A 13,095-nucleotide genomic window follows, 5' to 3' on the forward strand; every position below is an offset into this window, starting at 1 on the left:
TGGCTTGGGTAGAGGTGTTACCGAAGGTCCGAATTGAACGTTCCGCTTGTGTGCGCCAGCCATTCGGGCCGGACTTGTCCGCCTTGCGGACCGCGGGTTCGTATGGTCCCGGCCGACGCTCCTGCCGGCCACCATCATGAGCGCGCCACCGCCCGCAGCCCCGGCCCGGCGCCGGTCACCGCGATCGCGCCGTCCCGGTCCGTGCGCAGCACCGCCGCTCCCCCGGATCTGAGCGCCTCGACGGTACCGGCCGCCGGGTGCCCGTACGGGTTGTCCCTACCCACGCTCACCAGCGCGAGCCGCTGACGGGCGCTGCGCAGCAACGCGGGGTCCTGGTGGGCGGAGCCATGATGGGCGACCTTGAGGACATCCACCCGTGGCAGCGCCGGGTACTGCCGCAACAACCCCTGCTGGGCCGGTGGTTCGAGGTCCCCCAGGAGCAGCAGGGTCAGTCCGCCGGTCCGTACGAACAGCGTGACGCTTGCATCGTTCGGCTCCTGAGGTACGGGCGCGGCGGGCGCACCGCCCGTCGGCCACAGGACCCGCCAGTCGAGCGGACCGATACGGCGCCGCTCCCCGCCGACCGCCCGCACCACGGGGACCCGAGCCGCGAAGGCCGTTCTGCGGACGAACGCGGCCTGTTCCGGCGGTTCGTCCAGACCCGTCGTCTGGATCGCGCCCACGGCTCTGCCTCGCAACACGCCAGGCAGCCCTCGGACATGATCCGCGTGGAAGTGGGTGAGGAGCAGCAGGGGAACCCGGGTGATGCCCAGGTCGCGCAGGCACCGGTCGGCGAGCCGCGGGTCGGGCCCGGTGTCGATGACCACGCCTTCGCCGTCCCCGGCCGCGAGCACCATGGCGTCGCCCTGACCCACGTCGCACATCACGAACGCCCAGTCCGGCGGCGGCCATCGGGTCAGTATGCGGGTCAGCGGCACCGGTCTCAGCACCGCGAGGATCAGCAGCAGAGCCACGGCCGAACAGATCCAGGGGTGGCGCGCGACGCGGCGGGCGGACAGCGCCACGAGTACCGTGAGGGCGGCAAGCAGCAACGCTCCCCGCCCGCCGCCGGGCCAGTCGGCCTCCGCGCCGGGCAGCGCCGCTCCGGCGCGGGCCACGGAGGCGATCCACCCGGCCGGCCATCCCGCGATACGGGCGAGCAGCTCGGCCGCCGGCATGGCCACCGGCGCCAGGGCGAGCGTGGCGAACCCGAGGACCGTGGCGGGTGCCACCGCGAACTCGGCCAGCAGGTTGCACGGGATCGCCACCAGGCTGACCCGGGAGGCAAGCATCACGACCACCGGCGCGCACACCGCCTGCGCCGCCGCGGCCGCACCCAGCGCCTCCGCCAGCCGGGGCGGCACCCGGCGCCGCTGCAGCGCGGCACTCCAGCGCGGCGCGACGGTGAGCAGCGCCCCGGTGGCCAGGACGGAGAGCACGAAGCCATAACTGCGCGACAGCCACGGGTCGTACAGCACCAGCAGCAGAACAGCGGCTGCCAGTGCGGGAATCAGGGACCGCCTGCGCCCCGTGCCGATGGCCAGCAACGTGATCAGCCCGCAGGCCGCGGCGCGCAGCACGCTCGGCTCCGGCCGGCAGACAAGAACGAACGCGAGGGTGAGCCCGCCGCCGAGCAGCGCTGTCATCCGCAGCGAGATGCCCAACCGGGGTGCGAGACCGCGGCGTTCGGCCCGGAGCGCAGTGCCGGCCGGCCCGATGAGCAGCACGAGCAGGATCGCCAGGTTGGCACCGGATACGGCCATCAGATGCGTCAGGTCGGCTGCTCGGAAGGCATCGTGCAGTTCCGGGGTGACCTGTGAGGTGTCACCGACGACGAGCCCCGGCAGCAGCGCCCGCGCATCGGGGTCCAGCCCCTCGGTCGCCCTGCGCAGCCCGGCGCGCAGACCGCCCGCCGTGCGCTGGAGGAGGGTGGGAGGCCCGGTGACGCGGGGCGGGCCCTTTCCGTCCGGTCGCAGAACGGCGGCGTTGCGCTCCCCGCTGTGCAGGGGCGGCGCGAGGCGGCCGTGCAGGTGCAGCCGGGTGGACGGCAGCAGCTGCTGCCACCGGGCCACTGAACGGCCGGGCGACACGATCACCAGTACCGGCGTGTGCAGCCTGGTGACCGCACCGTCGGGCGCCGTCAACCGGGTGATCTCGGCGTCGAGGAGAAGGGCGGCCCGGGTGCTGTGGTCCCCGCGGACCTGGGGCCGGGTCTGCCGCGCGTCGGAGGTGACGGTCACCTCCGCCTCGACCTTCGCGAAGCGCTGCGCAAGGCCGTGGACCGGCTCCTGGTGTACGTAGGCGGTGTGAAGCCCGGCGGCCGTCGCCCCGGCGGCCGCGCAGAGCAGTGCGGCGGCCGCAGCAGTGGCGTGAAGTCGCCGCCGGTTCCGTGCGTCGCTCCCCCCGCCGTCCCGGGCGTCCCCGCCACCGGACCCGTTCCCGTCGTCGGCCGGCCGAGCGGGCCCGGTCCGGGCCGCCGGTGACCGTGCCAGGCCCAGGAGCACCAGGCCGGCGACGAGGCAGAACGCCGCCCCCACGGCCGTCCCACGGCCCGGCGCCCCCGCAGCGAGGGCCGCGGCGGCCCAGGCCGCCAGGGCCGGCGGGACGAGCCGCAGATCGACCGGACCCTCCTGGTGCGGGTCGCGGCCGCCCGGCCCCCGGCCCGGCACCGCATGAACGTCCCGCCGCACGTCCTCCGGGCTGCTCATGGCCGCACCAACGGCTGGAGATCCGCGAAGCGGCGGTCGCCGATCCCATTGACCTCGCGGAGTTCACCGACGGACCGGAAGCCGCCGTGCTGCGTGCGGTAGTCGACGATGTGCTGGGCGAGAACCGGGCCGACACCGGGCAAGGTGTCCAGCTGTTCCACCGTCGCGCTGTTGAGGCTGACCGGTCCGGCCGCTGAACCGCCGCCGGTGGACGCGCCGCCCGTGGCGGCTCCTCCCGGGACGCCGGAGACGGGTGACCCGGGCAGCGCGCCGACCACGACCTGTTCCCCGTCCATGAGCACCCGCGCCCGGTTGAGCCCGGTGAGATCCACACCGGTCCGCACCCCGCCGGCCGCCCGCAGTGCATCGGCGACCCGCGCGCCCGTGGGCAAGGGGTAGATGCCGGGCCGCCGCACCTTGCCGCTCACATCGACGACGATCTGCCCACCCGGCCCGCCGGCGGGCGGCGGACCGGGCGACGGATCGGGTGTGCGGGCCCGGCCCACGCCCGGATCCATGGTCGGGTCCGCGGCCGATTCCGATGCCGGGGCGTGCACGCCCTCGCTGACCGGATCGGGAGCGCGGACGGACTGCGGGCGCGCGGACCAGAAGTGGACAGCGGCGAACACCGCGGCAGCCACCAGAAGGACGGCAAGAGCAGCGAGCGTTCTCGGTTCGAGACCGCATCTGAGCTGCAACCACATCGGCAGCCGCTCCCGCACCGCCGGAACCAACCGCTCCCAGCGCCCTGTCTCGACTGGAGACGGCGCGACCGGAGACGGCGCCACCGGAACCGATGCCGCCGGAACGGCCCCCGCGGGAAAGGTCGCCGCCGCATCCGTGACCGCCCTCCGCACGCTCTCCTCGGCCGGATCGACAGGCTCCGGCTCGGCGAATGCCGGGGGCGCGGCCGGCACCGGAAGCGGTGCCGGGCCGACCACCGGCCGGGCGACGCGCCCCCCGTACGCACCCGCCATGAGCGCGTCCGCGCGCCGCCGCGAAGCCGCCGCGACAACGGCGGCGCGGCCACGCAACGCCCGTCGCCGCCCGGGTCCGGAGCCGGGCCGCGGGCCGCTTCCGGGCCCACGCCGGGCGCGCACGCCCGAGGCCGCAGCGCGGCCGGGTCCACTTACGCTGGTCGCACGACGCTCACGAGGTGCACGGTCTGATCGGGAAGCCATGCCTCACGACGCTAGGCACATCGGTCCGAATCCGCTGAGCGGCCCCGATTCCGGTGGACAACCAGGCAGTTGTGGACAACTCCCTCACTCCCACGAGTGAGGTCAGCGAGGCGAAACCACCGCTCCGAGCAGACCGGGACCGGTGTGCGCGCCGATCACCGCGCCCACCTCGCTGACATGCAGATTCACCAGCCCCGGAACGCGCTCGCGCAGTCGCTCCGCCAGCCGCTCGGCCCGCTCGGGCGCCGCCAGGTGATGCACGGCGATGTCCACCCGGCCGTTGCCCGCCCGCTCGGCGACGATCTCCTCCAGACGCGCGATCGCCTTCGAGGCCGTCCGCACCTTCTCCAGCAGCTCGATCCGGCCACCGTCCAGCTGCAGCAGCGGCTTCACCGCGAGTGCCGAACCCAGCAGGGCCTGGGCCGCACCGATGCGTCCGCCGCGGCGCAGATAGTCCAGTGTGTCGACGTAGAAGTACGCGGCGGTGCCCGCGGCCCGCTTCTCCGCGGCCACGACCGCCTCCTCCAGACTGCCGCCCGTCTCCGCGGTCTCGGCCGCCGCCAGGGCGCAGAATCCCAAGGCCATGGCTACCATCCCGGTGTCCACCACCCGTACCGGCACCGGGGCGTCCTTCGCGGCGAGCAGCGCCGCGTCATAGGTGCCCGAGAACTCGGCCGAGAGGTGAAGCGAGACGATGGCGGCCGCGCCCGCTTCGGCCACCGCCCGGTACGTGCCGGCGAAAACCTCGGGGCTGGGCCGGGACGTCGTCACGGGACGGCGCTTCTGGAGCGCCAGCGCGAGGGAGCGGGCCGAGATCTCGGTGCCCTCCTCCAGCGCCTGATCACCGAGGACGACGGTCAGCGGCACCGCGGTGATGCCATGCCGCTCCATCGCCTGGGGCGGCAGGTAGGCCGTGGAATCGGTGACGATCGCGACATGGCGGGACATGAGCGGGAGGTTACCTGCCTGGGCGTCGGCTCGGCAGTCCGACCCCGACCGAATGATCACTTCCGATCGCTTCAAGCCGCATCCTGCCATCACCGATCACATCGGTTCGAGCCTGGGCTTCGCTTCGGCAGCCGCCCGACGGCGGCCCGGCACAGAACCCAAGCGCTCCGCTCGCTCCGCCCCGCCTCGCCCGCTCAGTTGGTCGTCTCGGGCCGGACGGTCTTCTGCCACGGGTAGCCGGTCTGTGCGCGTGGGTCCCGAGCCGTGAGCGCGTCCGGCCCCTCCGCGCCGACACCCGAACCCGCCGCACCCGCAGGTCCCGCACCCCCGGCCCCGGCACTGGCCCCGGCACCACCCGAAGGCTCCTCCACCGTCCAGTGCCGCAGCGCCCCCGCCTCGACATCGATCTGCACGTTCAGCGCCTCCAGGTCGTCGTCGGCGAACCGCTGTGCCCGGTCGCGCGCGGCCCATCGCAGCGAGTCCGCCGAGTGCGTGATCCGCTGCGTGCGCTGCTTCAGGCCCGGCAGCAGCGAGGCGACCGTCGTCCGGTCGGGCTCGCGCTCCAGCCTCTTCAGCTCCTCGTCGAGCTCCTGCCCGTGCACGCTCAGCCGCTGGAACAGCCCCAGCGACTCCGACAGCGAGGCGTCCTGGGCCGCACCCGTCTGCAGCGCCTCCTGCGTGGCCCGCATGGACGTGCGCAGCGCGAGCCGCAGCTGCGCCAGCTCCCCGGCCACGCCCGCCTGGCCGAAGCTCTTCGCCCGCAGCGCGGTCTCCTCGACCGTGCGCCGCGCCTGCGTGATCGTGCGGTCCACGCCGCGCTTCGCCGCACCGACGACCTTGACGGTCACGTACACGCCCAGGGCCATGAACGCGAGAAAGAGCAGCCCCAGGATCAGGATCACGGCTTCCATGACGCCCCTTGGTGTCGATTCGGCTCCGAATACCGGCCCCTCCACGGTAAACGGAACGGGCAGGCCGAGGGTTCCTTCGAAACCCCCAACCTGCCCGTAAGGGAAAGCCCTCACACCGCCCTGCGGCGATCAGTGGTCAGCCGCTGATCGTCAGGCGGGGACGATGTTGACCAGCTTGGGTGCGCGGACGATCACCTTGCGGATCCCGGCTCCGTCCAGCGCCGCGACCACTGCCGGGTCGGCCAGGGCCAGCGCCTCCAGCTCCTCGTCCGTGATCGACGGGGAGATCTCCAGCCGCGCCTTGACCTTGCCCTTGATCTGCACCACGCAGGTCACGGTCTCGTCCACGACGTACGCCGGGTCGGCGACGGGGAAGTCCTGGTGCACGACCGAATCGGTGTGGCCCAGCCGGCGCCACAGCTCCTCGGCGATGTGCGGCGCCAGCGGCGCCACCAGCAGCACCAGCCGCTCGGCGACGGACCGCGACAGCGGGCCGCCCACCTTGGTCAGGTGGTTGTTCAGCTCGGTGACCTTGGCGATGGCGGTGTTGAAGCGCATCCCGGCCATGTCCTGACCGGCGCCGTCGATGGCCTTGTGCAGCGCGCGCAGCGTGTCCTCGCCGGGCTCGGTGTCCACGACGGTGACCTCACCGGTCTCCTCGTCGACGATGTTGCGCCACAGCCGCTGCAGCAGCCGGTACTGACCGACGACGGCGCGGGTGTCCCACGGCCGCGACACGTCCAGCGGACCCATCGCCATCTCGTACAGACGCAGCGTGTCCGCCCCGTACTCGGCGCAGATCTCGTCGGGCGTGACGGCGTTCTTCAGGGACTTGCCCATCTTGCCCAGGACGCGGCTGACCTTCTCGCCCCCGTGGTAGAACGCCCCGTCGCGCTCCTCGACCTCGGCCGCCGGAACCGCGATGCCGCGGCTGTCCCGGTAGACGAACGCCTGGATCATGCCCTGGTTGTACAGCTTGTGGAACGGCTCGGCCGAGGAGATGTACCCCAGGTCGTGCAGGACCTTGGACCAGAACCGCGCGTACAGCAGGTGCAGTACGGCGTGCTCGGCGCCGCCCACGTACAGGTCGACACCACCGGTCGGCCGGCCCTCCCGCGGGCCCATCCAGTACTGCTCGATCGCCGGGTCGACCAGCTGCCGGTCGTTGTTCGGGTCCAGGTAGCGCAGCTCGTACCAGCAGGAACCTGCCCAGTTGGGCATGGTGTTGGTCTCGCGGCGGTACTTCTTCGGGCCGTTGCCGTCGCCCAGGTCCAGCGTGACGTCGACCCAGTCGGCGTTCCGCGACAGCGGAGTCTCGGGCTGGGTGTCGGCGTCGTCCGGGTCGAAGGTGCGCGGCGAGTAGTCGTCGACCTCCGGCAGCTCCAGCGGCAGCATCGACTCGGGCAGCGAGTGGGCGATGCCCTCCTCGTCGTACACGATCGGGAAGGGCTCGCCCCAGTAGCGCTGACGGCTGAACAGCCAGTCGCGCAGCCGGAAGTTGACGGTGCCCTCGCCCAGGCCCTTCGCCTGCAGCCATGCGGTGATCTTCGCCTTGGCGTCGACGACTCCCAGGCCGTCCAGCGAGATCTCGTCGCTCGCGGAGTTGACCAGCTTCGCTTCGTACGAGGCGAACGCGTCGTCCCAGGTGGAGGGGTCCGTTCCACGGTCGTCCGACGGCTCGACGACACAGCGCATCGGCAGCTCGAAGGCGCGCGCGAAGGCGAAGTCACGTGCGTCGTGCGCCGGGACGGCCATGATCGCGCCGGTGCCGTAGCCCATCAGGACGTAGTCGGCGATGAAGACGGGCACCTTTTCGCCGCTGACCGGGTTGGTCGCGTACGCGCCGGTGAAGACGCCGGTCTTGTCCTTCGCCTCGGCCTGGCGCTCCACGTCGGACTTGGCGGCGGCCTGCTTGCGGTACGCCGTGACGGCCTCGGCCGGGGACGCGTGTCCACCGGTCCACACCGGGTGGGTGCCTTCGGGCCAGGCGGCCGGAATGATCCGCTCCACCAGGTCGTGCTCGGGCGCCAGCACCATGTAGGTGGCGCCGAACAGGGTGTCCTGGCGGGTGGTGAAGACGGTGATGTCTCCGGCTCCGTCGACCGGGAAGTCGACGCGTGCGCCTTCGGAGCGCCCGATCCAGTTGCGCTGCTGCAGCTTGATCGCCTCGGGCCAGTCCAGCCCGTCCAGGTCGTTCAGCAGCCGGTCGGCGTAGGCGGTGATGCGCATGTTCCACTGGCGCAGCTTGGCCTTGAAGACGGGGAAGTTGCCGCGCTCGGAGCGGCCGTCGGCCGTCACCTCTTCGTTGGCCAGTACGGTGCCCAGCCCCGGCGACCAGTTGACGGGCGCGTCGGAGGCGTACGCCAGGCGGTACTGGCTCAGGACATCGGCGCGCTCGACGGCGCTCAGCGCGCTCCAGTCGCGGCCGTCCGGGGTCGTACGCTCACCGTTCTCGAACTGCGCGACCAGGTCGGCGATCGGCCGGGCGCGGTCCGCCTCGGTGTCGTACCAGGAGTTGAAGATCTGCAGGAAGATCCACTGGGTCCACTTGTAGTAGTCCGCCTCGATCGTCGCGAACGAGCGGCGCTTGTCGTGGCCCAGGCCCAGCCGGCGCAGCTGGGACTTCATGTTCTCCATGTTGGCCTCGGTGGAGGCGCGCGGGTGCGTACCCGTCTGTACCGCGTACTGCTCCGCCGGCAGGCCGAAGGCGTCGAAGCCCAGGGTGTGCAGCACGTTGTGCCCGGTCATGCGCTGGTGACGCGCGAAGACATCGGTGGCGATGTATCCCAGCGGGTGACCGACGTGCAGGCCCGCACCCGAGGGGTACGGGAACATGTCCATGATGAACTTCTTCGGCTTGGCGGCCAGTTCCGGATCGCCGCTCAGATCGCCGGTCGGGTTCGGCGCCTCGTAGGTGCCGTGGGCGTCCCAGAAGTCCTGCCAGCGTGCCTCGATGTCGGCAGCCATGGCCGCCGTATAGCGGTGCGGCGCAGCCGTCTCGGCTGCGGAATTCGTCTCGCTCATGATCCTCAAAGCTCCATCGATCGTCATCTGCCAGCGCTTACGGAAACGAAAAAGCCCCTCGCACAGGAGGGGACGCCGCGCCGATTCCGACCAGGCATTCACACCGGTCGGGACTGATCAGCGCGGCTCGCTAAGCAGAAGGCGTACGGCACGCATGGCGTCAGGGTACCGCACGGGCCAGGAACCCGGCCGGGGCAGCCGCTCCATGAACAACGGCGGGCGGACCGGCACCGTGGAGATGACGGCGCAGTGCCGGAAGGCCGCGGCCGCACCGCCCGCGAGGGCGGTGGCGGAACGTCCGGGAAGCAGGGGTTACTCCGCGTACCGCCCTCTATCGGGGCAACCGTTCAAACCCCGTACTGGCCGGTATGGAGCGACTTAGCATGCGGCAACGGGACCGCTTTGCCGAACCATTCGGAGTTGCCCCCATGAACCCTCATCGCAAGATCCGCTCATCCCCCACCTTGAGCGCCGGACCGAACCGCTCGGTACAAGGCGGGCTCACCGTCGCCGTGCTGGTTCTCATCCCTCTGCTCGCCGTCGCAGGGAGCGACAGCTTGCGCGCTGCACTCGATTTCACGACCGGTGTCCTGTCACTGGTCTCGCTCACCGCCGCGGTGGCCTGGGGCCTGATCGCCACCGACCGGCTGTTCCTGACCTCACGGCAACGGCTGCTCGGCCAGGGCATCCACCGTGCCGCCGCCGCCGCCTCGCTCGGCTTCCTGCTCCTGCATGTCACGGTGAAGGTCGCGCTCGGGCATGTGGCACTGCTCGGCGCCCTCATACCCTTCGGCCTCGGCGTGCGCGGCACGTCCGGGCTGATCGGCTTCGGTTCGCTGGCCGGGCTGCTGATGGTGGTCGCCGCCGCAACCGGTGCGCTGCGCAGTGCCTTCGCCACCCCGGGCCGGGTTGCGGGCCGCTGGCGTGCCCTGCACGCACTGTCCTATCCGGCCTGGTGCGCGGCGCTGATCCACGGTCTGTACGCGGGCCGCGCGCCGGCCGTCTGGGTCGTCGTGATGTACAGCCTCTGCCTGGTCGCGGTGGCAGCCGCCCTGTGCCTGCGGCTGCTGCCGCCGCCGACGCGGCGCCGCATCACCCTTCTGATCACCGCTCTGATCAGGCCGGACGCCCTCCCCTCCGAACCGGATCCGGTGCTCCGCGAGACCCCGCTGCCCGGCGCCGAGGGTGTACTCCCGCTGGGGCGGGAGGACGGGCCCGGATACCGCGGGCCCTCCCGCGACGAACTCGGCCGGGACCTGCGCGGGACTCCGCTGCCGTCGTCCTTCGAGCGTCCGCGCACCCCCCTGGCCGCACCCGCCCCGCAGCTGTACGGGACTGCGTACGAGGCTCCGCCGCGCAGCTCCGACCGCCTGGACATGGACCTCGGCACGGGCCCGGCCTCCGGGCCCGTCGCAGGCACGGAACCCGGGCGCACGGGCCCCGGCCCGGGCATATCCGCCGCCTACCGCGCCCTCTCACGGGCCGCCGAGAACGCGGTCCCGGTCCCCGCGCCGGGCCCACAGCAGCCGTCGGGCCGCTGGCCCGCCCCGTCACCCGCACCACCGGCCCGGGCGCAGACCCAGGCGTTCCGTCCTCCGTACGAGCCCGCCCAGGAGCACCCGTACGACCCGTACGCGGCAGAGACGCCGTCCGGGCCGCTGCGCGCCGTCGACGACACCGCACCGCTGCCGGGACCGCTCTATCCGCCTCCTGCCGGAGAACCCTGGCAGGCACCCGCAGGAGACCGACCGTGAACCTCCCACTCCCCGACGTGCCCGAAGTCCGCGTCGTCGGCCTCCCTCAGCTGACCACCGGCTTCGACCTGGTGGAGCGGCTCGACCTCGCCATGCATCTGAAGGTGCACGGACCGCTCGAACCGATGACCGGAGAGCGGCTGGCCGAGCTGGCCGAGGCCATCTCGCTGCGCGGCCGCGGCGGAGCGGGCTTCCCCTTCGGGAAGAAGCTGCGGGCGGTCGCCAAGGCGTCCATCCGGCGCGGGGTGCGTCCCGTCGTCGTGATCAACGGCAGCGAGGGCGAGCCGGCCTGCCGCAAGGACACCGTCCTGCTGAACCGCGCACCCCACCTCATCCTGGACGGCGCGTTGCTGGCGGCCGAGGCGCTCGGCGCCCGCACGCTGATCGTCGCCGTCACCCGTAACTCCACGGAGATCTCCATACGCGCCGCCCTCGCCGAGCGGGGCCTCTCCGACCGGCGCGGACAGCAGCTGCGCGCCCGGGTGGTGCGGACCCCCGAGCGGATGGTCTCCGGCGAGGCCTCGGCGGTCATCAGGGCCGCGGGCGGCGGCCCCGCCCTGCCGCCGGGCCGTCGCGAGCGGGCGGCGGAGTCGGGCGTCGGCGGCGCCCCCACTCTGCTCTCGAACGCGGAGACGTATGCGCAGCTCGCCGTCGCCGCCAGGATCGGCGCCCGCCGCTACGGGCACACCGGACTGCCGGACGAGCCCGGCACGGTGCTGCTCACCCTCTCGGGCGCCGTCGCACGCCCGATGGTCATCGAGGTGCCCACCGGCGTGCCTCTGCGGTACGTACTCCAGCTGGCCGGTGCGCCGCCGCTGCCCCAGGGCGTGTTGACCGGCGGTTACCACGGCAACTGGATCGATGCGATGGCCACGCACGACGCGGTGGTCTCCCGCGCCTCCCTGGCCGCCGCCGGTGGTGCGCTGGGCGCGGGAGCGATCCTGCCGATCGGGCCCGAGACGTGCCCGCTCGGCGAGTCGCTGCGGATCGCGAACTGGCTGGCCGCCGAGACCGCCGGCCAGTGCGGGCCGTGCAAGCTGGGCCTGCCGGCCGCGGCCGGCGGACTTTCCGACGTACTGAACGGCGGCGGCCCCGCGGCGCTGGAGGCGCTGCGCGAGGTGACGCAGGCGGTGAAGGGCCGAGGCGCCTGCAAGCACCCGGACGGCTCCGCACGCTTCCTGACCTCGACCCTGTCCGCGTTCACGGACGACCTGGCCGCCCATGTCCTGGACGGCGGCTGCGGCCGGGAGACGGTCGGCGTCCTGCCCCTGCCCGCGCCCGGCTACCAGGACCTGGAGGAGTCCATTCCGAGCGGCGAGAAGCTGGCGGTGGACTGGACGCTCTGCAAGGGCCACGGCCTCTGCGCGGACATCGTCCCCGAGCTGATCAGGCTGGGCCCCGACGGGTATCCCGCGCTCGCGGACGCCGCGGTTCCGATGCATCTGCGAGGGCGCGCCCAGCGCGCTGTGCGCCGGTGCCCCGCGCTGGCGCTCCGCATCGAGCAGCCACCGGCGGAACGCCCCGCGCTGCCACCGGGCACCGGCCGGAAGGCTCTTGGCAGCGGCCGCAGTTGAGCTGCGGGAACACACCCCGTAAACGACAAACGGGCCATCCGATCCGGATGGCCCGCTTGTCGTTGCTTCACTGTGGAGCTAAGGAGAATTGAACTCCTGACCTCCTGCATGCCATGCAGGCGCTCTACCAACTGAGCTATAGCCCCTTGCTGTTTTCCGCCCGGTCTCCCTGGCGACATCGAGAACATTACACGGTCACCCCGGCCCACCACCAAATCGATTCCCCCAAGCGCCCGTATGGGCCGATTTGGGCGCTTTCCCTGACGGGGGCTCAGGCCGTGGCGAAGGAGTAGAAACGTTTGAGGGTGCAGTGCTCCTCCAGGAGCCGCCCATAGATCGGCTCCCCTTCCAGCTCGCGGTACGTCTCGATCGGGTCGCCTTTTATGATCAGCGCCCGCGCGCACTCCTCGCACCAGTACTGGTACTCGGGATTGATCGGGTCCATGTCCCTGACGATGGGCGTACCGCTGCCGCACCAGTCGCACTTCCGCCTGTGTGCACCCATGAGTCAGCCGACGCCGCCTTCGGGGAACTCGGAGGCCGCGAGGGCTTCAGGAACCGCGGGAACTTCGGGAACGAGGGGCAGGTCCGGGACCTCGTGGCGGCTCGCAGGCATCGCGCGCTCCCTCCCGTTCGGTCCGTCTCCCCCTCCGGCGATCCCGATTCTGCCATGGCCCCGCAAGGGGGTCAGCCCTGTGGAAAATCGGCCTCCGGGATACGGATGTGTGAGGCGCACAACACGCGGCGCAAAGGGCGAGGGGCAACGCAAAGATCCCGCCCCCTGATGGGGACGGGATCTTGATTGTGGAGCTAAGGAGAATTGAACTCCTGACCTCCTGCATGCCATGCAGGCGCTCTACCAACTGAGCTATAGCCCCGCTGTTCGCTCTGTTTCCCTGCGTTTCCGCGCCGCGAACAAGAAGAACTCTAGCCTGCGACCAGCCAGAAAGTGAAATCCGGCCGACGCCGCCCGGAGACGGCTTCCGGGCACAGCC

8 protein-coding genes and 2 tRNA genes are annotated in these 13,095 nt (G+C 72.0%); 2 read left to right on the plus strand and 8 right to left on the minus strand.

The genetic code is table 11. From position 1 onward, the window contains the following. Window positions 1-134: 134 nt before the first annotated feature. The 5 genes from LRD69_RS09595 to leuS all read right to left on the minus strand — a co-directional run bounded on the left by LRD69_RS09595 (window position 135) and on the right by leuS (window position 8,772). Window positions 135-2,708, minus strand: a complete 2,574-nt coding sequence (locus LRD69_RS09595; RefSeq protein ID WP_277326138.1) for a ComEC/Rec2 family competence protein — start codon at window positions 2,706-2,708, stop codon at window positions 135-137. After that, on the minus strand, window positions 2,705-3,349 hold the full coding sequence (locus LRD69_RS31045; RefSeq protein WP_346771903.1) for a ComEA family DNA-binding protein: 645 nt from the start codon (window positions 3,347-3,349) through the stop codon (window positions 2,705-2,707). The genes LRD69_RS09595 and LRD69_RS31045 overlap by 4 nt, the downstream gene beginning before the upstream one ends. 642 nt (window positions 3,350-3,991) lie before the next feature. Then, a complete protein-coding gene (locus tag LRD69_RS09605; RefSeq protein WP_277326140.1) occupies window positions 3,992-4,837 on the minus strand; it encodes a DegV family protein in 846 nt (281 codons plus the stop codon). A 194-nt stretch (window positions 4,838-5,031) separates the two neighbouring features. Next, window positions 5,032-5,748 (minus strand): hypothetical protein, encoded by a 717-nt coding sequence (locus LRD69_RS09610; protein WP_277326141.1) that lies wholly within the window; start codon window positions 5,746-5,748, stop codon window positions 5,032-5,034. Between the two features lie 150 nt (window positions 5,749-5,898). Next, window positions 5,899-8,772: a leucine--tRNA ligase gene (leuS, locus tag LRD69_RS09615; RefSeq protein WP_277326142.1), complete on the minus strand. Its 2,874-nt coding sequence runs from the start codon at window positions 8,770-8,772 to the stop codon at window positions 5,899-5,901. Window positions 8,773-9,200: 428 nt separating this feature from the next. On the opposite strand from leuS, the gene LRD69_RS09620 reads away from it, so the two are divergent. Together LRD69_RS09620 and LRD69_RS09625 are read left to right on the plus strand one after the other, a co-directional pair. Continuing rightward, on the plus strand, window positions 9,201-10,526 hold the full coding sequence (locus LRD69_RS09620) for a hypothetical protein (protein WP_277326143.1): 1,326 nt from the start codon (window positions 9,201-9,203) through the stop codon (window positions 10,524-10,526). After that, on the plus strand, window positions 10,523-12,100 hold the full coding sequence (locus LRD69_RS09625; protein ID WP_277326144.1) for an NADH-quinone oxidoreductase subunit NuoF family protein: 1,578 nt from the start codon (window positions 10,523-10,525) through the stop codon (window positions 12,098-12,100). The genes LRD69_RS09620 and LRD69_RS09625 overlap by 4 nt, the downstream gene beginning before the upstream one ends. A gap of 73 nt (window positions 12,101-12,173) precedes the next feature. Here the strand turns inward: LRD69_RS09625 and LRD69_RS09630 are convergent. The 3 genes from LRD69_RS09630 to LRD69_RS09640 form a co-directional block, all read right to left on the minus strand. Then, a tRNA-Ala gene (locus LRD69_RS09630) sits at window positions 12,174-12,246 on the minus strand. Window positions 12,247-12,371: 125 nt separating this feature from the next. After that, window positions 12,372-12,605, minus strand: a complete 234-nt coding sequence (locus LRD69_RS09635) for a hypothetical protein (RefSeq protein WP_015608461.1) — start codon at window positions 12,603-12,605, stop codon at window positions 12,372-12,374. 300 nt (window positions 12,606-12,905) lie between these two features. Continuing rightward, window positions 12,906-12,978 (minus strand) — tRNA-Ala (locus tag LRD69_RS09640). Window positions 12,979-13,095: the final 117 nt, after the last annotated feature.

It is taken from the genome of Streptomyces sp. JH14, from assembly GCF_029428675.1.
Lineage (GTDB): Bacteria > Actinomycetota > Actinomycetes > Streptomycetales > Streptomycetaceae > Streptomyces.